The sequence below is a fragment of the Sphingomonas sp. Leaf257 genome, from assembly GCF_001422185.1.
Taxonomy (GTDB): Bacteria; Pseudomonadota; Alphaproteobacteria; order Sphingomonadales; family Sphingomonadaceae; genus Sphingomonas; species Sphingomonas yabuuchiae.
In genome coordinates this window covers 180,020-199,980 of sequence record NZ_LMMH01000035.1, presented here as the reverse complement: position 1 = coordinate 199,980, position 19,961 = coordinate 180,020, and the positions used below count along the sequence as shown (strand labels likewise).

Here is a 19,961-nt window from a genome sequence, read left to right as displayed (position 1 = left end):
GCGACGTGGGTGATCGTCAGCCGGGGCGACACGTCGACGCCGTAGTCGGCGGCGGTCTTGGTCGCCATCGGCTTGGACTTGGCCTTCATGATGTTGGGGAGCGACGCATAGCGCGGCTCGTTCAGGCGAAGGTCGGTGGTGACGATGGCGGGCAGCGTCAGCGCCACCGTCTCCAGACCGCCATCGACCTCGCGGGTGACGTTGGCCGTCTCACCCTCGATCTCGACCTTCGAGGCGAACGTGCCCTGCGCCCAGCCGAGCAGCCCTGCCAGCATCTGGCCGGTTTGGTTGTTGTCGCCGTCGATCGCCTGCTTGCCCAGGATGACGAGGCCGGGCTGTTCCTCTTCGACCACCTTGGCGAGCAGCTTGGCGACGCCGAGCGGCTCGGGTGCCTGGTCGGCGGTGATCAGCACCGCCCGGTCCGCGCCCATGGCCAGCGCGGTGCGCAGCGTGTCCGCCGCCTTGGGCTCGCCGATCGAGACGACGACGACCTCGGTCGCCGCCCCCTTTTCCTTCAGCCGGATCGCCTCTTCCACCGCGATCTCGTCGAACGGGTTCATCGACATCTTCACGTTCGCCAGATCGACGCCCGTCCCGTCCGCCTTCACGCGCGGCTTTACGTTATAATCCAACACCCGCTTCACGGGCACGACGATCTTCATCGCGGTTCCTTCCCGGCTGGATAGCCAAAAACATGCCACCGTCTTTGACGGCGTTGCGAGCGCATCGCAAGCATTCAGCCCGACCAACGAGAAAGGGGCCCGGACGTTTCCGCCCGAGCCCCTTTATAATCGGTCCATCAGGGCCGAAGGCGCGAATTACGCGACCTTCTGAACCTCGGCCACGATCTTCTTGGCGGCATCGCCCAGATCGTTGGCGGGGACGATGGCGAGACCCGAATTGGCGAGGATTTCCTTGCCCTTCTCGACATTCGTACCCTCGAGGCGGACGACCAGCGGAACCTGCAGGTTCACTTCCTTCGCCGCCGCGACGATGCCGTCGGCGATGATGTCGCAGCGCATGATGCCGCCGAAGATGTTGACCAGGATGCCCTTCACCGCCGGATCGCTCAGGATGATCTTGAACGCCGCGGTGACCTTCTCCTTGTTCGCGCCGCCGCCGACGTCGAGGAAGTTGGCCGGGAACATGCCGTTCAGCTTGATGATGTCCATCGTCGCCATGGCGAGGCCGGCGCCGTTGACCATGCAGCCAATGTCACCGTCGAGCTTGATGTACGCCAGGTCGTACTTCGACGCCTCCAGCTCCATCGCGTCTTCTTCGGTGGTGTCGCGCAGTTCCATCAGGTCCTTGTGACGGAACATGGCGTTGCCGTCGAAGCCGACCTTGGCGTCGAGCACCATCAGCTTGCCGTCCTCGGTGACGGCGAGCGGATTGATCTCGATCTGCTCGGCATCGGTGCCCAGGAACGCGGCGTAGAGCTTCGACGCGACATTGGCGGCCTGCTTGGCGAGGTCGCCGGTCAGCTCGAGCGCGGCGGCGACGGCGCGGCCGTGATGCGGCATGAACCCGGTCGCGGTGTCGATGTCGATCGAGTGGATCTTCTCGGGCGTGTCATGCGCCACGGTCTCGATGTCCATGCCGCCTTCGGTCGAGGCGACCATCGAGACACGGCCGGTCGCGCGGTTGACGAGCAGCGCGAGGTAGAATTCCTTCGCGATGTCGACGCCGTCGGTCACGTACAGGCGGTTGACCTGCTTGCCCGCTTCGCCGGTCTGGATGGTGACCAGCGTGTTGCCCAGCATGTCGGTGGCGGCAGCGCGGACTTCCTCGGCGGTCTTGGCCAGGCGGACACCGCCCTTGGCGTCGGGGCCGAGTTCCTTGAACTTGCCCTTGCCGCGGCCGCCCGCATGGATCTGCGCCTTGACGACGTAGAGCGGTCCGGGGAGCTTGGACGATGCCTCGACGGCCTCCTCGACGGTCATCGCGGCGAAGCCGGCGGGGACGGGCACGCCGAACTTGGCGAGCAATTCCTTGGCCTGATATTCGTGGATGTTCATGCGCTAGCCTTCCGCCTCTCGGGTGGTTCTAGGGAAATTGGGTGTGGCTAAAGCACAGGCTGACGGACAAATCCACCCCGAAACGGCGTTAATGCAAATGCATCGCAAATGCTTTTTAGGGGTGGTTGGGGCGATCCCTTGACGCGACCAACGGAATAGGAAGCAAATTTATCGCAAATGCGTTATGATGACCCGATGAACTGGGCTTTCGGCATCCTTCTGTTTCTCGGCACCGTGATCTTCATGGAGGGGTTTGCCTATGCGGCCCACCGCTGGATCATGCACGGCCCCGGCTGGTTCCTGCATGAGAGCCATCACCGGCCGCGTAACGGCAACTGGGAATTGAACGATCTCTATGCGGCGATCTTCGCGGTTCCGTCCTTCGTGATGATCCTGGGCGGGGTGCAACTGGGCTGGTGGCCGGGCTTCACCTGGATCGGGGCGGGAATCGCGGCCTATGGCGCGATCTATTTCGGCTTTCACGACATCATCGTCCATAAGCGTCTTCCGACCCGCTATCTGCCCAAGTCCGATTATATGAAGCGGATCATCCAGGCGCACCGGCTGCACCATGTCGTCGAGACGAAGGAAGGCACGGTCAGCTTCGGCTTTCTGGTCGCGCCACGGCCCGAGAATCTGAAGGCGGAACTGAAGAAGCGCGCACGGGCGGGCGTGCGGCGGCCTGCGGGCGCGTCCGAACGTGTCGCGGCCGAGCGTCAGGATGCCCTGTTGACGGAAAAGTAACCTTGTTCAGCGAAGAGGGGAGCGTCATGGAAAAACCGGTCTTCACACCGCCTTTCGAGCCCGTTCCCGGCCAGGACCTTCGCCGGTCGCTGCGCCATGCGGTGCGCATGCGCGCCCATCTGCGCGACAAGGGCCAGACCCGGTTCGAGATCGACGTCGTCGACCTGTCGTCCGAGGGCTTTCGCGCCGAGACCAGCTTCACCCTGTGGCCGGGTACGATCGTCTGGCTGACCCTGCCGGGCCTCGCCCCGCTGGAGGCGGTGATCGCCTGGCGGGACCGCTTCAAATATGGCTGCGCTTTCTCGAAGCCGCTCCACCCGGCGGTGTTCGAGCATATCGTCGCGCTGGGGAATCGCTGAGAATTTTAGGGTGAGCCACGAGCGCCTCGCTCAGGTTCAACCCTCCCCCATCCCAGTTTCAGGTAAACGATGCCCCGCATCGTTTAGGTCATGCCGGCGGCATGACCGACCTGAAACTCGCCTGCGGGAGGGGCGTGCTTAGTTCGACTGGCTAGCGCTTCTTCTAAACCCCTCCTCCCGGCCGGGGGGAGGGGTTTGGGGTGGGGGATAGGCCACGAGCGAGATGCCTGCGGCTTACCCCAAAAAAATCAATCGAACAGGCTCGACACGCTGGTCTCATCCGCGATGCGCTTGATCGCTTCGCCCAGCAGCGGAGCAATCGGCAGGTGGCGGATCTTGCCCGTGCCGCTGATCGACTCATGGTTGCCGATCGAGTCGGTAATCACCAGCTCGCGCAGTTCCGAGCCATCGACTCGCGCCACCGCGCCACCCGACAGCACGCCGTGGGTGACATAGGCGACGACGTCTTCCGCCCCCGCCTGGCGCAAAGCGGCGGCCGCGTTGCACAGCGTACCCGCCGAGTCGACGATATCGTCGATCAGGATGCAGAAGCGCCCTTCCACGTCACCGATGATGTTCATCACCTCCGACTCGCCCGCGCGCTCGCGGCGCTTGTCGACGATGGCGAGCGGCGCGTTGTTCAGCCGCTTGGCAAGCTGGCGGGCACGGACGACGCCGCCGACGTCGGGCGAGACGACCATGAGGTTGTCGTTCTTGAAGCGCGCCAGAATGTCCGCCGACATGACCGGCGCGGCATAGAGATTGTCGGTCGGGATATCGAAGAATCCCTGGATCTGACCGGCATGGAGATCGACCGACAGGACGCGGTCGGCGCCCGCGACGGTGATCAGGTTGGCGACCAGCTTGGCCGAGATCGGCGTGCGGGGGCCGGGCTTCCGATCCTGGCGCGCATAGCCGAAATAGGGAATCACCGCCGTGATGCGCCGCGCCGACGCGCGCTTCAGCGCATCGATCATGATGAGCAGTTCCATGAGGTTGTCGTTGACCGGATAGCCGGTCGACTGGATCACGAACACGTCCTCGCCGCGGACGTTTTCCTGAATCTCGACGAAGATTTCCTCATCGGCGAAGCGGCGCACCAGTGCCTCCGTCAACGGCACCTCCAGATAGGAGGAAACCGCCTTCGCCAGCGGCAGATTGGAATTGCCGGTCATCAATTTCATGGTCGTACCCCGTCCCCGCAGACAGCCCGTAGTCGCGGCCCCTTTAATCGCGCTGTCACAATAGCGCAAAGGTGATTCCCCGATTATGGCGGCGCTCATGACCGTGACCCGTTTCGCTCCCTCGCCCACCGGGCGGCTGCATGTCGGCAATATCCGCACCGCGCTGCACAACTGGATGTATGCGCAAAAGGCTGGCGGGCGCTTCCTGCTGCGTATCGACGATACCGATGCCGAGCGCAGCGAGGAACGCTATGTGGATGCGATCCGGGCGGATTTGGCCTGGCTGGGCCTGATCCCCGATAGCGAAGTACGCCAGTCGCAGCGTTTCGCTCTGTACGAGGCGCGCTTCGCCGAGCTGGTCGCGGGCGGCCATGTGTACCCCGCCTATGAGAGCGCGCAGGAACTGGACCTGAAGCGCAAGATCCAGCTCGGGCGCGGCCTGCCGCCGGTGTACGACCGCGCCGCGCTGTCGTTGACCGAGGAGGACCGTACCAAGCTGGAAAGCGAAGGCGTTCGCCCACACTGGCGGTTCAAGCTGGATCATGGCGCACCCATCGAATGGGACGACGCAGTGCGCGGTCCCCAGCGCTTCGACCCCGCAACGATGAGCGATCCCGTCATCCGCCGCGCCGATGGGACATGGCTCTATATGCTGCCCTCGGTGATCGACGATATCGACATGGGCGTGACCCAGGTGGTGCGTGGCGAAGATCACGTCTCCAACACCGCGCTCCAGATTCAGATGTTCCAGGCGCTGGGGGCCGAGCTGCCGCGCTTTGCCCATGCCGCCTTGCTAACCGGCAATGAGGGCAAGCTGTCCAAGCGACTCGGCTCGCTGGGGGTCGACCACTTCCGCGAGATCGGCATCGAGCCGCAGGCGGTGCGCGCACTTCTCGCCCGCATCGGAACCAGCGATCCGGTCGAGCCGGTCGCCGACATGGCGCCGCTGATCGCCGGGTTCGATTTCTCCCGCTTCGGCCGGGCGCCCGCGCGGTTCGACGAAGCGGAACTGGCGCAGCTGAACGCGCGCATCCTCCACCAGACGCCGTTCGAGGCCGTCGCCGACCGGCTGCCGACCGGTATGGGCGTGGCGGAGTGGGAGGCGGTGCGACCCAATCTCAACACCGTCGCGGAGGCCGCCGACTGGTGGCAGGTGATCGAGGGACCGGTCGAGGCCCCCGAGCCTGCCGAGGACGACCGCGCCTATCTGGCGCAGGCGGCCGAGGTCGCGGGGCAGATCGACTGGGGCACGGACCCCTGGCACGCGCTGACCGCCGCCTTGAAGGACGCGACGGGGCGCAAGGGCAAGGCGCTGTTCCTGCCGCTGCGCCTGGCGCTGACCGGCCGGGCGCAGGGGCCGGACATGGCCGCGCTGCTGCCGCTGATCGGGCGCGACCGCACGATCGCACGGCTGAACGGCTGATTTACGCCGCCACCTTTCATTACCGCCCCGCCTCGCCCACATAGGGCCTAGCAACACGTAAAGGAGCGTCTTTTGGCCACGTTGGGAATGTCGCCCGCCGACAAGGAAGCCGTCACCGCCTTCCGCCGCGATGTCGTCGAGCCGTCGATGACCAAGCTGGTCATCCTGGACTTCTGGGCGGAATGGTGCGGGCCGTGCAAGGCGCTGGGCCCGACGCTGGAGAAGGTGGCGGAGGCCTATGCCGACAAGGGCGTCGTGCTGGCCAAGATCGACACCGACAAGAACCAGTTCATTGCCAACCAATTCCAGATCCGCTCGATCCCGACCGTCTATGCGATGTTCCAGGGCCAGTTGGTCGCCGACCTGACCAGCGCGCGTACCGAAAGCGCGCTGCGCACGATGCTGGACCAGCTGCTAAAGCAGTTGCCGATCCAGTCGGAGGCGGCGGACGCGGCGGCCGAGCTGGAACCGCTGATCGCGATGGGCGAGGAAGTGCTGGAGGCCGGTGACGCCGAGCGCGCGGTGTCGATCTTCCAGCAGCTGCTCGACATGGCGCCGGAGCATCCCGCCGTGCTGTCGGGGCATATCCGCGCGCTGCTGGGTGCAGGACGCATCGAGGAAGCCGAAGCCGCGACCGAGGCGCTGCCGCAAGGCCTGGCCAACGACCCGGCCATCCACCGCGCCATCGCGACCGTGTCGCTGGCGCGGTCCGCTCCACCGGCGGCGGACTATGCGGGGCTTGCGGCCGAGGTCGCGGCCAGCCCCGACGATCACGAAAAGCGGTTCGCGCTGGCCAATGCGCAGATGGCAGCGGGCGATCGTGACGGCGCGGCCGACAACCTCCTCCATATCGTCGCGGCCGACCGTAGCTGGAACGAGGATGCCGCGCGTCAGCAGCTGCTCAAGCTGTTCGAGGTAGTCGGCATGACCGACCCCTGGGTATCGCAGCAGCGGCGGCGCCTGTCCGCCATCCTGTTCGGCTAAGGACATGGCGCGGCTCTCGATCTTTCCGCTGGCGGGCGCGATCCTCTTTCCGGGGATGCCGCTTCCGCTGCACATCTTCGAGCCGCGCTACCGGGCGCTCGTCTCCGACGCGATGGCGCGCGACCGGCGGATCGGCATGGTCCAGCCATCGGGCGAGGGCGATACGCCGTCGCTTTATCAGATGGGTTGTGTCGGCCGCATCGCCGAGGTCGAGGCGATGGAGGATGGCCGCTACAACCTTGTGCTCGAAGGCGTGTCGCTGTTCCGCATCGTCCGCGAGCTGGAGGTGACGACGCCCTTCCGCCAGGTCGAGGCCGAGCTGCTGCCGGTGATCGACGAGGATCTGCTATCGCTCGGCCGCCGCGCCTCGCTGGAGCAGGAATCGAAGCGTTTCGCCGATCTTCAGGGCTATGCGGTCGACTGGGATGCGGTCGGGCGGCTGGACGACGAGAGCTTGGTCAACGGCATCGCCCAGATCGCGCCGTTCGACGTGGCGGCCAAGCAGGCGCTGCTGGAGGCCCCCGATCTGGAACAGCGCGCCGAGCTGATCATCCAGTTGATGCAATTTTTCGGTCGCCATGACGGCGAGGATCGGGTGACCCTGCAATGAGCCTGGACCCATGGTTGCTCGAACGGCTGGTCTGCCCGCTGACGCGGACGCCGTTGCGCTACGACGAAGCGGCGCAGGAGCTGGTGTCGGAGGCGGCTGGGCTCGCCTATCCGATCCGTGACGGGGTGCCGGTGATGCTGGTCGAGGAAGCGCGGGAGCTCTGATCCCCGCCGCCTCCACCCTCCGTTCAGCCTGAGCGAACGGGGTGAGGGTATCAGATCAGCCGCCCGACCAGTGCCACCAGCACGATGACCAGCGCCGCGACGCTGGAATAAAATCCCAGCGCGAACCCGAAGGCCCGCGCCGCCGCGCCGCGCGCGTAATGGGCCCAGAACAGCGTGCGCCCGACCGAGAACAGCCCGGCCAGCATCGGGATCATCGCTCCCGATCCCTCGACCACCCAGGCGAGCGCCAGATAGGCCGGGATCGCGAGCACCACCTGCTCCAGCGTATTGCGCAGCACCGCCTGCGCCATCGCGACTTGCGCTGAATCGGGACTCCCGCCGGCCGCCGCATCGATATCGGCGGGTGATGTGAACCGCAGCGCCGCGACATGCCCGATCGCTGCTGCGAGCCAGAGCGCGGCGACCGTGGAGGCCGCCACCGCGCGTAAAATCCGGTCGGTGGGGGAAAGCGTCGGTCGGACACTCCACCCGACCAACAAGGCAAGCGCCACCACGGCCAATGCGGCTGCCATGGCGCGGGCTACACCGGCCTGGCGGCGATCGCGGATCGGGGTTCGGAGCGGACGGGTGGGATGGTCAGGCCCGGGGGTCATGACGCGCGAAACGCCGGACATGGCTTTTGGGATCCCATATGGTGTCATTACGGGTGCGTCGCTTGTGGTTTTCCCTCCCCCATCCCCTCCCSCCTGCGGGAGGGGAGCGCTTGTTGGCTGGCCGTAAGCGCGCCTCATGCCACGCCCCTCCCGCAGGCGGGAGGGGTTGGGGGAGGGCCTGATACTCTTCGGACCGGCCCGCCCGGTTTACACCAGCACACCCTGCAACAGGCGCGGCAACTGCCCCGTCTCGCCGCGTGCTTCAGCCATGAAGCGGTTCTTCAGCGGCGGGATATGGTCGATCGCGGTGATGCCCAGCCGCCGGACCGCGCTGGCGGTCTTGCCGGGCACGCTGAAGATGCGGTTGAAGCTATCGGTCGCCACCGACACCATCAGCGTGTCGAGCCCGCGCCACTGCTGATAACGCTGGAGCAAGGCCGCATCGCCCAGGTCCAGGCCGGTGCGCTTGCCCTCGACCAGCACCTCGACCAGGGCGGCGACGTCGCGATAGCCCAGATTGACGCCCTGACCCGCAATCGGGTGGATGCCATGCGCCGAGTCGCCGACCAGCACCAGCCGCTCGCCCGTCATCGTCGCGGCACGATGGAAGCCCAGCGGATAGGCGGAACGGGGACCCGCATGGCTCAGCTTGCCCAGGAACCCGCCCATGCTCTTCTCCGCCTCGGCCAGGAAGGCACGGTCGGACAGTTTCAGCATCGCATCGCCGTCACGCCCCGACACCGACCAGACGATCGCCGAGCGATGCCCGATCTCGTCGTCTGGCAGGGGCAGCAGCGCGAAGGGGCCGCTGGGGTAGAAGATCTCGAACGCGATATTCTCGTGCGCGATTTGGTGATGGAAGGCGCTGATGATCGCCTTGTGGTCATAGGACCAGCGCGCGACCTTGATTCCCGCCGCGTCGCGAGTCGGCGACTGGCGGCCTTCGGCGGCGACCAGCAGCGGCGCGCGGACGGTGCTGCCATCGCTCAAGGTCGCGGTGACGCCCGCCGGGCCGCGTTCGACATGCGTCGCGCGGGTCAGCATCCGCAGATCGACCAGCTCGGCTTCATTGGCGGCCTCGTTGATCGCGCGGCGCAGCAGCTTGTTCTCGAACATCGTGCCCAGCGCACCGTCATCGGCGTCGGGAATGAAATCGAGCTTGCCCGGCTCCAGCCCGTCGCTGACCCGGATATGCCGGATCTCGCAGCCCTTGCCCGCCAGCTTCGCGCCGATGCCGATCGCGTCCAGCATCCGCCAGCTGGCCGAGGCGACCGCCGAGGCGCGGCCGTCGAAACCGGGGGCCAGCACGACCGCCGGATCGGCGGGATCGACGATGATCGAAGACAGGCCATGCGCGGCCAGACCGACACCCAGAGTCGCGCCGACCAAGCCGCCGCCGAGGATGATGACGTCGCTATCCATGTCCATGCTCCTAGACCGTCACGCGGTCGCAAACAATGCGGGTGTCGCCCCCCGCGCCTTGACGTAGGAACCGTCAGAGGCGATGAATTTTCCGGGATTTTTCCCGGATTTTTGCGACTTCCTGAAGGACAAGACCCATGGCCAGCCGCGCGCAGCCGGTTTTATGGCGCGAGACGGTGAAGGCGGGTGCGGTGCGCAGCGGTGCGCTGGTCGCCGCGCTCATCCTGTTTGCCGTAACGCTGATGCTGGTACTGGCGCTCGCCAGCTACCGGGCGAGCGATCCTGCGCTCAACACCGCCTCGGGCGCGGCCCCGGCCAACTGGATGGGGCATCCCGGCGCCTGGATCGCCGATATCGTGCTGACCCTGTTCGGCCCCGCCGTCGCGCTGATCCTGCCGGTCGGGCCGATCATCGCGACCCGGTTGTGGCGCGACCGTCCGGCGGGCCGCTGGGTGAAGATGCTGCGCCAGGCGGTGCTTGGCGTTGCGCTGATGGCCTGTGCCTTGTCCTTCGTGTCCGACTCGGCGGTGCTGGCGCTGCCCGCCGGATGGGGCGGCGTGATCGGGCTGTCGGTGGCGGGCCTCGTCCGCTGGGCGCTGGAATTTTCGGGCCAGGCGGCGGTCGTGACCTGGGGATCGGTGGCGATCGGCCTGGCCTTCGGGCTGGGCGGCGCGCTGATCTGGGGCCGCAGCCTGGAACTCGACATCGCCGAACGCGGCCTGGCGCGCCTGCGCCGCCGCCGGGCGGTGAGCGAGGATGGCGAGGCGCTGCCCTGGGACGATGAGGACGAGGCGCTTTACGACGAAGACGACGAGGATGAGGAACCGCTGACGCTGGCCCGCAAGGCGGTGCCGGTGCGCGAGGATCGCCCCGCCCCCGTCATCGCCGACCGTCAGGTCGCGCCCGCGCCCGCCAAGCCCAAGACGGCGGCCGATCGCGACGCGCCCTATCAGTTGCCCGGCCTGGACCTGCTGACGCCTGCACCGCCCTCGCCCGCCGGACAGATCGACAAGGCGGCGCTGGAGCGCAATGCCCGGCTGCTGGAGAATGTGCTCGACGATTTCCGCGTCCAGGGTTCGATCGTCGAGGTCCGCCCCGGCCCGGTCGTGACCATGTACGAGCTGGAGCCCGCGCCCGGCATCAAGGCCAACCGCGTCATCGCGCTGGCCGACGATATCGCGCGCAACATGTCGGCGATCTCGGCACGCGTCGCGGTGATTCCGGGGCGCAACGTCATCGGCATCGAACTGCCCAATCCCAAGCGGGAGATGGTGTCGCTGCACGAACTGGTCGCGTCGCAGAGCTTCGCCGACCAGGCCGCGCAGCTGCCGATCATCCTGGGCAAGAACATCGCGGGCGACTCGGTCGTCGCCGACCTCGCGCCGATGCCGCACCTGCTGGTCGCGGGTACGACGGGTTCGGGCAAGTCGGTCGGCCTGAACGGCATGATCCTGTCGCTGCTCTATCGCCTGACGCCCGAGCAGTGCCGGATGATCATGATCGACCCCAAGATGCTGGAGTTGTCGATGTATGACGACATCCCGCATCTGCTGTCGCCGGTCGTCACCGATCCGGCCAAGGCGGTCCGCGCGCTGAAATGGGCGGTCGAGACGATGGAGGACCGCTATCGGCAAATGTCCTCGGTCGGCGTGCGCAGTCTCGCCAGCTTCAACGACAAGGTGCGTGCGGCCAAGGCCAAGGGCCAGCCCTTGGGGCGCAAGGTCCAGACCGGCTATCATCCTGAGACCGGCCAGCCGGTCTATGAGGAAGAGAAGCTCGAATACGAACCGCTGCCGCAGATCGTCGTGATCGTCGACGAGCTGGCCGATTTGATGATGACGGCGGGCAAGGAAGTCGAATTCCTGATCCAGCGCCTCGCGCAAAAGGCGCGCGCGGCGGGCATCCACCTGATCATGGCGACGCAGCGGCCGTCGGTCGACGTCATCACCGGCGTCATCAAGGCGAATTTGCCGACCCGCATCAGCTTCCATGTGACGTCGAAGATCGACTCGCGCACCATCCTGGGCGAACAGGGCGCCGAACAGCTGCTGGGGCGCGGCGACATGCTCTACATGCCCGGCGGCAAGGGCATCGTCCGCGTCCACGGCCCCTTCGTATCGGACGACGAAGTGCACCGCGTCGCCGATCACTGGCGTGCGCAGGGCCAGCCCGATTACATCTCCTCGGTCACCGAGGAACCGGCCGAAAGCTTCGCGCTCGACGGCGCGCCCACGGGCGAGGACACGGCCGAGGACCAGCAGTACCGCGCGGCGATCCAGCTGGTGTGCGAGAGCCAGAAGGCCTCAACCTCCTGGCTCCAGCGTCAGTTGCGCATCGGCTATAACTCGGCGGCGCGGCTGATCGAGCGGATGGAGACGGACGGCATCGTCAGCCGCCCCGACCATGTCGGACGGCGCGAGGTGCTGCGCGATACCGAGGGGCATCCGGTCTAAGGGAAGTCCGGGGCGTGGCCTTCGACTTCGCTCAGGCTGAACGGAGGTTGGGAGGAGCCGCCGTCCCCCCACGCCCGTTCACACTGAGCGAAGTCGAAGTGCACGGTCCGCGCTTAGCCACGAGGGCCATTCCCATAGCCTTTGATGATGCTCAGGTCGCAGGCTTCAATGTCGCCGAATCGATATGCCACCGCAGCTGGGCCGCACTGGCCCCCGGCACGTCGTTGACCCGCCGCACCACATATTGCCCGACGAAGCGCTGCTGCCGCCCATCGTCGAGCTGTGCATTCACCGTCACCGGCACCGTCGCATAGATCGACCCCGCCGCGCCCTCGCTGGGGGCCGGCTTGCCGATCGTCACGCTGGTCGCGCGGGTATTGGCAAAGCCCTTCTGAAAATCGGCGAAACGCTGGCCGGGGCGGCCGTCCGGGCCCCATTGCGTCCAAGCGGTACTGTAATCGTGCGCATTGATCGCCGAATAATAACGGCGGACGACATCGGCCGCCGCCGCATCGCTTTTGGGATCGACCGCGCAGCCGGGCGTTTTGCCTGCGTCATCGCCCATCAGCGCACAGGACCGGGCGATCTCGTCCTCGATGATCGCGCAGCTGTTGACCGCATTGCAGGGCGGATGGGTGGCGGGTGAGACCGAGGTGCAGATCTTCACCAGCCGCTGCGCCGCCGCCTGCCCACGCTCGGCCGAGCAGGACAGGACCGCATCCGGGGCGCGGGTGGCGCCGGTCTTGATCGGCGCGGGCAGGGTGGCGCGGGTCGGCTCGACTGCCGGTGTCGCCTCAGCGTCCGGCGAGGGGACGGCCGTCACCATGTTGCGCTCCGGCTCGCCGCCTCCGCCACAAGCGGCCAGCGGCAGGACCAGCGCACCCGCCAGCCAGCGGGTCATGCGGAATGCGGGACGAATCACGGCAGAGCCTCCGACAGCATCGATCCCGGTCAACGCGCTCCGCCCGCGCCCGGCTCCTCGCTTCACCGCAAGCGGATTTAGCGGGATAGCGCGATCAGTTGCGCCACGCTTTGCGTCTGGGTCTTGTGGAACACCGCCGCCCGGTGATCCTCGATCGTCTTGGGCGACAGGCCGAGCAGCCCGGCCATCGCCTTGTTGCCATGGCCCTGCACCATCAGGTCGAACACCTGCCGTTCGCGCGGCGACAGCTCGCCCAGCCGCCGGGCGGTCGCGCGACTCGCGGTCGACCAGGCGATGCCGTCGCGCAACGACGCACACAGCCGCGCCTCGTCGATCGGCTTGTCCAGATAATCGACGCCGCCATGCCGCCGGACCGAATCGACCGCATGGGCCGTGTTCGGCCAGGCGGTCATGAACAGGATGGCGACATGGGCATCGAGCGCGCGCAGCCGCTCGGCAAAGTCGAAGCCGTGCCACTCGCCCATCATCACATCGGTGACGACGGCATGGGCGGCTTGGCCGGGATAGGCGGCGAGCAACGCGGCGGGATCGTCAAAGGCCTTGGCGACAAAACCCTGCCGGGTCAGCATCCGCGCGACCGCCGCCCCCAGATCGGCATCATCGTCCAGCACATGCACGGTGGCGGGGGCCAGGGGATCGGGCGAACGAAGGGGCATCAGCGGATCTCGATCAGGGGAAGCGACAGGGCGGCATGGACCATGCCGTCCGGCCCATGCATCCGGGTCAGGGTGCCGCCATGCGCCTCGACGATGGCGCGGGCGACATGGGTGCCGATCCCCATGCCGTCGCGCGCCACCGGCCGGGCGGATGCGTGATTGACGACATGGATCACGGCCTGGGTTTCGTCGGCGGTGACGTCCAGCGTTACGGGGTCGGGGGCGGCATCGCCCTGCGCGGCCTGCACCGCATTGCGGACGAGGTTCATCACCGCCTGCGCCAGCTCGACCTCCTGCGCCATCACCTGCAAAGTCGGATCGACCGGGCTGATGATAAGGGCGACGCCTGCCTCGCGCGCCTCGGCCTGGGCCAGTGTCGCCACCATGTCGACCAGCGCGGTCAGCGCCAGCGGCTGCGGCGCGCCCTCGGCATGGCCGCCGAACCGGCGCAGGCGTCGGATCAGCGTCGCCAGATGCTCCGCCTTGCGATCGATCAGCGCCGCACCGTCCGCGATCTCGTCCCCCCGCCCGGCGGTCAGCTGGTGCAGGTGGCGCGCCTCGATCGCGAGCGTGGACAGCGGCTGGCTGACCTCATGGATCACCGCCACCGACATGGCGCGCAGCGTCTTCAACCGCTCGGCCTGAAAGAGCAGCCGGTCGCGCCGTTCCAGCATGGCGCGTGCGGTGGCCTGGGCATCGGCGAAGCTGCCCGCCAGATAGCCGGTGACGACGATGGTCGCGAGCGCCAGGTGCCGCTGCAACCGCTCGGGCGTGTCCATCGCGCCCGCCGTGTCGGGCAGGACGCGCAGCACCACGACGAGCAGCGCCCCCCAGGCGGCGGCACGGCCGAAGCGCAACCCGATCCACGCCACCGCGACCAGCACCGGCGCGGGCTGCATCCCCAACCCCGCCTGGTCGAGCAGCCGGGCAAGGCCGATGCCCAGCCCTAATACCCCCGCCGTCTCCACAGCCGCGAGCAACGAAGGCAGCGGCCAGCGCCAGCGGGCCCGGCCCGACACCGCATCGGCGATCCACAGGAGCGGCGGCGCAATGAACAGCGTGCCAAGCAGATCGCCGACCGCAAAGGCGGCGAGCGACACGATCACCTCGCGCGGGCTGGATACGCCGGTCAGCTCCGGGCTGGTCAGCGCCTGGGGCACCGCGCTCAACGCCGCCGCCAGCGGGGCAAGCACCAGCGCCAACCCCAGCGGCATCGGCGCGGTCAGCAAGGCCGCCCCCCGCCGCTCCGCCAGCCAGCCGATGGCCGCGACCGTCGCGCCGTAAGCCAGCACCGGGCGCGCAATGCCCCAGATCGCGACCGTCCAGGGCATGCCCTCCAGCACCGCCGGGGTCAGGGTGACGTCGACCGCGATCTCGACCAGCGCGATCGACGGGGTCAGCCGTGGCCCCAGCCGCCAGAGCAAGGCGAGCCGCAGCCCGGCGGCCGGAAACCAGAGCGAATAGAAGCCGCTGCCGCCCCAATAGGCCGCCAGCCGGTGCAGGACGGCGAACCCCACCGCATAGAAGGCGAGCGCCAGCCAGTCCTGCCGCCGGGGCCAGAACATCCGCAGGCCGAGCGTGTCGAGAGGCTCAGGGGCAGCGGGCCGGGAAGCAAAGGAGGGACTGAACGGCGCCGTCATCGCAATCTGTCTGTACCGGGCGCCTGGCGATCGGCATCCGGGAATTTCCCGGATAGACAGTGTTTTAGATGGTCGGCGCGGCTGGTGCCGTCTGTGGAGAAGCCTGTGGATTATCCTGTGGGTTCGTCTGGGCCGTGGTGGTGTCGGCCGTGTCGGCGGGCGGGGTGCCCGGCACCGGGGTCGTCACGATCGGTGCCGGGGGCGGCGCGGGCGGGGTGACGAGTGCGGCATTCTCGATCAGGTCGAGCGCCTGGCGCGCGCGGACATAGCGCAAGGCGGCCTGTTGCCAGCCTTGGGCGGCGGCGGCACCGGGCAGGCGCGCGACCTCGGCCCGGGCGGCATCGACCTGTCCGCCATCGAGCAGGCGGCGCGCCCGCGCCAGCCGGTCGGTCGGGTTGGTCGAGGGGGCATTGGCCTCTCGAATGACGATCAGGCGCGCCAGTTCCTGACGAAGCCCTTCCCACCAGCCATTGCCGCCGCTGACGACCAGATCGGGGGCCAGCGTATCGAGCCCCTGGCGCAGCGTTTCCAGCGTCACCGGCTGGCGCGCGGTGACGATCAGGACGGAGACGGCGTGCGGCTCGCTGGTGCCGAAGCGGGTGCGAAGCTGCTCCTCCAGATAACCGAGCGGCTGGCCGCGATCGACCGCACGGCGCGCGGCGGCGGCGACCAGGATCGACTCGGCGCGGCCCGCCTGCGCACCCGCCGCCGTGGCGTCGGTGGACAGCGTGGCGGCGCGCGTCTCCAGCGCGGCGAGCTGCGCGGCCAGTTGCGCCTCGCGCGTGGCCAGCGCCATGGGATCGGTACGCGGCGTTTCCTTGACGGTGCCGCCGGTGCCGCCGGGCTTGGCGGTGACGGCCTGCGTCGCGGTGCCATTGGCGTTGAACCAGGACAGGTTGCGCATGGCATAGGCCATCAGCAGGATACCGGCGACAAAGGCGATCAGGACCAGCGCGACGATCGCGCCCTTTCGGGGGCCGCGCGTCGGCGGTCGGTCGGAAGGCGCGAAATTGTTCATGCCCCGCTTATCCCCGTGGCGGCGGCTCGGGTCAACGCCTGCGCGGCCGCCACCATGGCATCGTCGCGCGGGGCCGTGGCGATGACGACCGTCTGCCATCCCAGGCCCGCCGCCGCCGCCGCCTTCGCGCTGATCGCGACCAGTGAGACGGCGGCGCGGGACAGGCCCGCCTGCCCGACCAGCTCGGCCAGCCGCGCGGCGGCGCGGGCGGAGTGAAGCAGGACGATCTGCCCCGCCAGGGCGTGGATCGCGGACACCTCCACCGCCACGGGATCGGCGGCATAGACGATGCAGGTCATCGCCCCCGTCTCGACCCGATCACGGCCCGCCAGATGAAGCAGCCGTGCATATCCTTGCATCTGCGCTTGGGCGACGACCGACGCGGCATCCTGCGTACCGGTCAGCACCACCGACAGCCCGGCCTCGCGCGCGGCGGCGGCGGTGGCGGGGCCGACCGCGATCACCGGCTTGTGGCGCAATGAATCGAGCGCCGGACCCGCCAGCCGGACGCCCTGGGCACTGGTGAAGAGCAGCGCATCGAGCGTCTCGGCCGCCGGTGCCGTCCACGCGACCGCACGCGCCGCGAACAGCGGCAGCGACATGGCGTCCAGACCCGCCGCGTGCAGGGCGGCGATCGTCGCGCCATGGCCGGGTTCGGGCCGGACGACGACGACCGCCATGGGCTCAGCCCCCGGCGAACAGGCGGCGCACTTCGGGGGCCGCGCGTTCGAGCAGATCGACCGCCAGCCGCGCGCCCAGTTCCTCGTCGAGCGCCCCCTCGACCCAGCCGCTGACCCGCGACGATCCGTCCTCGGCCAGCAATTCGGCGCGCAGGGTCAGCATCTCGCCCGCCAGCGAAGCGAGCGCCGCGACCGGGCTGTGGCAATCGGCCTGCAAGGCGGCGAGCAGCGCGCGCTCGGCCATCACGCAGGCATGGGTCTCGGCATGGTCGATCGAGGCGATCAGCATGGTCGCGGCGGCATCGTCGGCGCGCGTCTCGATCCCGACCGCCCCTTGCGCAGGCGCAGGCAGCATCTGGTCGGTGGGCACAGGCTGGCCGACCGCGCGCCCCAGCCGGTCGAGCCCGGCGGCGGCGAGCAGCGTCGCGTCGACATCGCCGTTCGCCACGGCGGCCAGGCGCGTGTCGACATTGCCGCGCAGCAGGGTGATGGTCAGGTCGGGCCGGTGCGACAGCATCTGGGCGCGGCGGCGCGGGCTGCTGGTGCCGATCACTGCGCCGGGCCGCAGCTCGGCAATGGTCTCCGCGCCGATCAGCCGGTCGCGGACATCGGCGCGCGGCAGCATCGCGGCGATATGCAGCCAGTCGGGCCGGATCGTCTCGACATCCTTCATCGAATGGACCGAAGCATCGATCTCGCGGTCGTACAGCGCGCGGTCCAGTTCCTTGGTCCACAGCGCCTTGCCGCCGATCTCGGCCAGCGCGCGATCCTGCACCCGGTCGCCGGTGGTCTTGATCGGCACGATCTGAACCGCGTCCTCGCTCCACCCCTGCGCGTTTGCCAGCGCCGCGCGCACCATATGCGCCTGGGTGAGGGCCAGCGGCGAACCGCGCGTACCGAGCCGGAAACGAACCATGCGTCCGCCTTTGCCGCATCAAGCCCCCCTTCGACAAGTTGGCAACGGACGAGTATGGGGAAGTCATGCTAATCCTGGGACTGGAATCCTCGTGCGACGAGACCGCCGCCGCGCTTGTCACCGATGACGGCCGCGTGCTGGCGCATCGCCTGCTGGGGCAGGAGGCGGCGCACGCTCCGTTCGGCGGCGTCGTCCCCGAAATCGCCGCGCGCGCCCATGTCGAGGCGATGGAGCCGCTGGTCGCTGCCGCCTTTGCCGATGCGGGGGTGACGCTGGCCGATGTCGATGCGATCGCGGCGACGGCGGGGCCGGGGCTGATCGGTGGGGTGATGGTCGGCCTCGTGACCGGCAAGGCGCTGGCGCACGCGGCGGGCAAGCCGTTGATCGCGGTCAACCATCTGGAGGGCCATGCCCTGTCGCCGCGCCTGTCGGATCGCGAACTGGCCTATCCGTACCTGCTGCTGCTCGTCTCGGGCGGGCATTGCCAGTTGCTGCTGGTCGAGGGGGTCGGGCGCTATCGCCGGATGGCGACCACCATCGACGATGCGGCGGGCGAGGCGTTCGACAAGACCGCCAAGCTGCTGGGCCTGGGCTATCCCGGCGGCCCGCGCGTCGAGGCGGCGGCGCGCGAGGGGACCCCCCATGCCGTGCCGCTGCCCCGACCGCTCAAGGGTTCGGCCGAGCCGCATTTCTCCTTTGCTGGGCTGAAGAGCGCGGTGGCGCGTGCGATCGGGCATCATTCGCCCGAGGACATCGCCGCCTCGTTCCAGCAGGCGGTGGTCGACTGTCTGCTCGACCGCACCCGCCGCGCACTCGCGAATGTGCCCCCGGTCACCGCTCTGGTGGTCGCGGGCGGGGTCGCGGCGAACGGCGTGATCCGGGGGGCGCTGGAGGGGCTGGCGGCCGAGTATGGCCTGCGCTTCGTCGCGCCGCCGCTCTGGCTGTGCACCGACAATGCCGCGATGATCGCCTGGGCGGGCGTGGAGCGGTTCCGCGAAGGGCTGACCGATCCGCTCGACACGCCCGCACGGGCGCGCTGGCCGCTCGATCCGGCGGCGGAAGCGGTGCGCGGCGCGGGGGTGAAGGCATGAAGATCGGGGTGATCGGCGCGGGCGCCTGGGGCACCGCGCTGGCACAGGTCGCGGCGCATGGGCGTAGGCCGGTGCGGCTTTGGGCGCGCGATCCGGCGGTGGCCGAGGCGATCAACACGACGCACGCCAACCCGCTCTATCTGCCGAACATCGCATTGTCGCCGAGCATCGAGGCGGTCAGCGATCCGGCAGCGATGGCCGAGATGGATGCGCTGCTGGTCGTCACGCCCGCGCAGGCGGTGGCCGCAGTGCTGGCGACGATGCCGGTGGGCCCCAAGCCGCTGGTCCTGTGCTCCAAGGGGATCGAGGCGGGGACCCGGCGGCTGGTCGGCGAGGTCGCGCGGGCGATCCACCCCGACGCGCCGATCGCGGTGCTGTCCGGCCCGACCTTCGCGCATGAGGTGGCGGCGGGGCTGCCGACGGCGGTGACGCTGGCGTGCGAGAACCCCGAGCTGCGCAAGGCCCTGTCCGCGCGCCTCGCGGCGCCGCATTTCCGGCCCTATGCCACCGACGACGTGACGGGCGCGGAGATCGGCGGCGCGATCAAGAATGTGCTCGCCATCGGTTGCGGCGTGGTAGAGGGCGCGGGGCTGGGCCAGAATGCCCGCGCCGCGCTGATCGCACGCGGCTTTGCCGAGATGACGCGGTTCGGTCTGGCGCGCGGCGGGCGGGCGGAGACGCTGGCGGGCCTGTCGGGGCTAGGCGATCTGGTGCTGACCTGTTCGTCGACCGCCTCGCGCAATTTCTCGCTGGGCGTCGGGCTGGGGCAGGGGCGGTCGGCCGCCGAGCTGCTCGCCGACCGGCGGACCGTGGCGGAAGGGGCGTTCACCGCGCCCGTGCTGCGACAGGCGGCGGCGGAGGCCGGTGTGGACATGCCGGTGTGCGAGGCGGTGTGCCGGTTGCTGGAGGGCGCGGCCGTGGGTGAGGTGATCGGGGCGCTGCTGGCGCGGCCGCTGAAAGCGGAAGGCCAATAAACCCATCCCTCCGTTCAGCCTGAGCGAAGTCGAAGGCCACGCTGGAACGCTCGCCAAGAGGGATGCTT

Annotated in this window: 20 protein-coding genes; 9 read left to right on the top strand and 11 right to left on the bottom strand. The window is 68.6% G+C overall.

Going from position 1 to position 19,961, the window contains the following annotated elements; translation table 11 throughout:
* The coding region (locus ASF14_RS19035) for an electron transfer flavoprotein subunit beta/FixA family protein (protein WP_056438956.1) at positions 1-662 on the bottom strand (662 nt) is incomplete at its 3' end.
* A gap of 156 nt (positions 663-818) precedes the next feature.
* Complete coding sequence (gene sucC / locus ASF14_RS19030) at positions 819-2,018, bottom strand: ADP-forming succinate--CoA ligase subunit beta (protein WP_056438953.1); 1,200 nt, start codon at positions 2,016-2,018, stop codon at positions 819-821.
* Between the two features lie 177 nt (positions 2,019-2,195).
* Here sucC and ASF14_RS19025 point away from each other — a divergent pair, with 177 nt between their 5' ends.
* Positions 2,196-2,762, top strand: coding sequence for a sterol desaturase family protein (locus tag ASF14_RS19025; protein ID WP_236697148.1), 567 nt, complete (start codon positions 2,196-2,198; stop codon positions 2,760-2,762).
* 26 nt (positions 2,763-2,788) lie between these two features.
* Positions 2,789-3,121: a pilus assembly protein PilZ gene (locus tag ASF14_RS19020; protein WP_056439044.1), complete on the top strand. Its 333-nt coding sequence runs from the start codon at positions 2,789-2,791 to the stop codon at positions 3,119-3,121.
* A gap of 248 nt (positions 3,122-3,369) precedes the next feature.
* Here the strand turns inward: ASF14_RS19020 and ASF14_RS19015 are convergent, their stop codons facing one another.
* Positions 3,370-4,305: a ribose-phosphate pyrophosphokinase gene (locus ASF14_RS19015; protein WP_056438950.1), complete on the bottom strand. Its 936-nt coding sequence runs from the start codon at positions 4,303-4,305 to the stop codon at positions 3,370-3,372.
* Positions 4,306-4,402: 97 nt separating this feature from the next.
* Here ASF14_RS19015 and gltX point away from each other — a divergent pair, with 97 nt between their 5' ends.
* The 4 genes from gltX (at position 4,403) to ASF14_RS21025 (ending at position 7,486) form a co-directional block, all read left to right on the top strand.
* Positions 4,403-5,728: a glutamate--tRNA ligase gene (gene gltX, locus ASF14_RS19010; RefSeq protein ID WP_056439041.1), complete on the top strand. Its 1,326-nt coding sequence runs from the start codon at positions 4,403-4,405 to the stop codon at positions 5,726-5,728.
* Positions 5,729-5,815: 87 nt separating this feature from the next.
* A complete protein-coding gene (locus ASF14_RS19005) occupies positions 5,816-6,712 on the top strand; it encodes a tetratricopeptide repeat protein (RefSeq protein WP_056438947.1) in 897 nt (298 codons plus the stop codon).
* 4 nt (positions 6,713-6,716) lie between these two features.
* Positions 6,717-7,322, top strand: a complete 606-nt coding sequence (locus tag ASF14_RS19000) for an LON peptidase substrate-binding domain-containing protein (protein ID WP_056438944.1) — start codon at positions 6,717-6,719, stop codon at positions 7,320-7,322.
* Complete coding sequence (locus ASF14_RS21025; protein WP_076714270.1) at positions 7,319-7,486, top strand: Trm112 family protein; 168 nt, start codon at positions 7,319-7,321, stop codon at positions 7,484-7,486. The genes ASF14_RS19000 and ASF14_RS21025 overlap by 4 nt, the downstream gene beginning before the upstream one ends.
* Before the next feature lie 50 nt (positions 7,487-7,536).
* On the opposite strand, the gene ASF14_RS18995 is transcribed toward ASF14_RS21025, so the two are convergent.
* Positions 7,537-8,019, bottom strand: coding sequence for an MAPEG family protein (locus ASF14_RS18995; RefSeq protein ID WP_236697147.1), 483 nt, complete (start codon positions 8,017-8,019; stop codon positions 7,537-7,539).
* Between the two features lie 288 nt (positions 8,020-8,307).
* A complete protein-coding gene (locus tag ASF14_RS18990) occupies positions 8,308-9,522 on the bottom strand; it encodes a UbiH/UbiF/VisC/COQ6 family ubiquinone biosynthesis hydroxylase (RefSeq protein WP_056439035.1) in 1,215 nt (404 codons plus the stop codon).
* Between the two features lie 137 nt (positions 9,523-9,659).
* On the opposite strand from ASF14_RS18990, the gene ASF14_RS18985 reads away from it, so the two are divergent.
* Entirely contained in the window at positions 9,660-11,975 is a 2,316-nt protein-coding gene (locus ASF14_RS18985) for a DNA translocase FtsK (protein ID WP_056438942.1), read from the top strand.
* A 151-nt stretch (positions 11,976-12,126) separates the two neighbouring features.
* On the opposite strand, the gene ASF14_RS18980 is transcribed toward ASF14_RS18985, so the two are convergent.
* The 6 genes from ASF14_RS18980 to hemC form a co-directional block, all read right to left on the bottom strand.
* Positions 12,127-12,897 carry a hypothetical protein gene (locus ASF14_RS18980; protein WP_156361310.1) on the bottom strand — a complete coding sequence of 257 codons (771 nt, stop codon included), beginning with the start codon at positions 12,895-12,897 and terminating at the stop codon, positions 12,127-12,129.
* A 77-nt stretch (positions 12,898-12,974) separates the two neighbouring features.
* Positions 12,975-13,574 carry a response regulator transcription factor gene (locus ASF14_RS18975; RefSeq protein WP_056438938.1) on the bottom strand — a complete coding sequence of 200 codons (600 nt, stop codon included), beginning with the start codon at positions 13,572-13,574 and terminating at the stop codon, positions 12,975-12,977.
* Positions 13,574-15,214, bottom strand: a complete 1,641-nt coding sequence (locus ASF14_RS18970) for an MASE1 domain-containing protein (protein ID WP_156361309.1) — start codon at positions 15,212-15,214, stop codon at positions 13,574-13,576. Before ASF14_RS18970 ends, ASF14_RS18975 begins: the two co-directional genes overlap by 1 nt.
* Before the next feature lie 64 nt (positions 15,215-15,278).
* Entirely contained in the window at positions 15,279-16,232 is a 954-nt protein-coding gene (locus ASF14_RS18965) for a hypothetical protein (protein ID WP_056438935.1), read from the bottom strand.
* Positions 16,229-16,912 (bottom strand): uroporphyrinogen-III synthase, encoded by a 684-nt coding sequence (locus ASF14_RS18960; protein ID WP_056438932.1) that lies wholly within the window; start codon positions 16,910-16,912, stop codon positions 16,229-16,231. Before ASF14_RS18960 ends, ASF14_RS18965 begins: the two co-directional genes overlap by 4 nt.
* Before the next feature lie 4 nt (positions 16,913-16,916).
* Entirely contained in the window at positions 16,917-17,828 is a 912-nt protein-coding gene (gene hemC, locus ASF14_RS18955; protein ID WP_056438929.1) for a hydroxymethylbilane synthase, read from the bottom strand.
* 65 nt (positions 17,829-17,893) lie between these two features.
* Between hemC and tsaD the strand changes: the two genes are divergently transcribed.
* Both tsaD and ASF14_RS18945 read left to right on the top strand, forming a co-directional pair.
* Positions 17,894-18,919 carry a tRNA (adenosine(37)-N6)-threonylcarbamoyltransferase complex transferase subunit TsaD gene (gene tsaD, locus ASF14_RS18950; RefSeq protein ID WP_056438926.1) on the top strand — a complete coding sequence of 342 codons (1,026 nt, stop codon included), beginning with the start codon at positions 17,894-17,896 and terminating at the stop codon, positions 18,917-18,919.
* Positions 18,916-19,893, top strand: coding sequence for an NAD(P)H-dependent glycerol-3-phosphate dehydrogenase (locus ASF14_RS18945; protein ID WP_056438923.1), 978 nt, complete (start codon positions 18,916-18,918; stop codon positions 19,891-19,893). The genes tsaD and ASF14_RS18945 overlap by 4 nt, the downstream gene beginning before the upstream one ends.
* Positions 19,894-19,961 lie beyond the last annotated feature (68 nt).

Excerpts from the sequence above, each read along its gene's own strand:
- sucC (WP_056438953.1), bottom strand. The coding sequence starts at position 2,018 with ATGAACATCCACGAATATCAGGCCAAGGAATTGCTCGCCAAGTTCGGC.
- ASF14_RS19025 (WP_236697148.1), top strand. The coding sequence starts at position 2,196 with ATGCGTTATGATGACCCGATGAACTGGGCTTTCGGCATCCTTCTGTTT.
- ASF14_RS19020 (WP_056439044.1), top strand. The coding sequence starts at position 2,789 with ATGGAAAAACCGGTCTTCACACCGCCTTTCGAGCCCGTTCCCGGCCAG.
- ASF14_RS19015 (WP_056438950.1), bottom strand. The coding sequence starts at position 4,305 with ATGAAATTGATGACCGGCAATTCCAATCTGCCGCTGGCGAAGGCGGTT.
- gltX (WP_056439041.1), top strand. The coding sequence starts at position 4,403 with ATGACCGTGACCCGTTTCGCTCCCTCGCCCACCGGGCGGCTGCATGTC.
- ASF14_RS19005 (WP_056438947.1), top strand. The coding sequence starts at position 5,816 with ATGTCGCCCGCCGACAAGGAAGCCGTCACCGCCTTCCGCCGCGATGTC.
- ASF14_RS19000 (WP_056438944.1), top strand. The coding sequence starts at position 6,717 with ATGGCGCGGCTCTCGATCTTTCCGCTGGCGGGCGCGATCCTCTTTCCG.
- ASF14_RS21025 (WP_076714270.1), top strand. The coding sequence starts at position 7,319 with ATGAGCCTGGACCCATGGTTGCTCGAACGGCTGGTCTGCCCGCTGACG.
- ASF14_RS18995 (WP_236697147.1), bottom strand. The coding sequence starts at position 8,019 with ATGGCAGCCGCATTGGCCGTGGTGGCGCTTGCCTTGTTGGTCGGGTGG.
- ASF14_RS18990 (WP_056439035.1), bottom strand. The coding sequence starts at position 9,522 with ATGGATAGCGACGTCATCATCCTCGGCGGCGGCTTGGTCGGCGCGACT.
- ASF14_RS18985 (WP_056438942.1), top strand. The coding sequence starts at position 9,660 with ATGGCCAGCCGCGCGCAGCCGGTTTTATGGCGCGAGACGGTGAAGGCG.
- ASF14_RS18975 (WP_056438938.1), bottom strand. The coding sequence starts at position 13,574 with ATGCCCCTTCGTTCGCCCGATCCCCTGGCCCCCGCCACCGTGCATGTG.
- ASF14_RS18970 (WP_156361309.1), bottom strand. The coding sequence starts at position 15,214 with ATGACGGCGCCGTTCAGTCCCTCCTTTGCTTCCCGGCCCGCTGCCCCT.
- ASF14_RS18965 (WP_056438935.1), bottom strand. The coding sequence starts at position 16,232 with ATGAACAATTTCGCGCCTTCCGACCGACCGCCGACGCGCGGCCCCCGA.
- ASF14_RS18960 (WP_056438932.1), bottom strand. The coding sequence starts at position 16,912 with ATGGCGGTCGTCGTCGTCCGGCCCGAACCCGGCCATGGCGCGACGATC.
- hemC (WP_056438929.1), bottom strand. The coding sequence starts at position 17,828 with ATGGTTCGTTTCCGGCTCGGTACGCGCGGTTCGCCGCTGGCCCTCACC.
- tsaD (WP_056438926.1), top strand. The coding sequence starts at position 17,894 with ATGCTAATCCTGGGACTGGAATCCTCGTGCGACGAGACCGCCGCCGCG.
- ASF14_RS18945 (WP_056438923.1), top strand. The coding sequence starts at position 18,916 with ATGAAGATCGGGGTGATCGGCGCGGGCGCCTGGGGCACCGCGCTGGCA.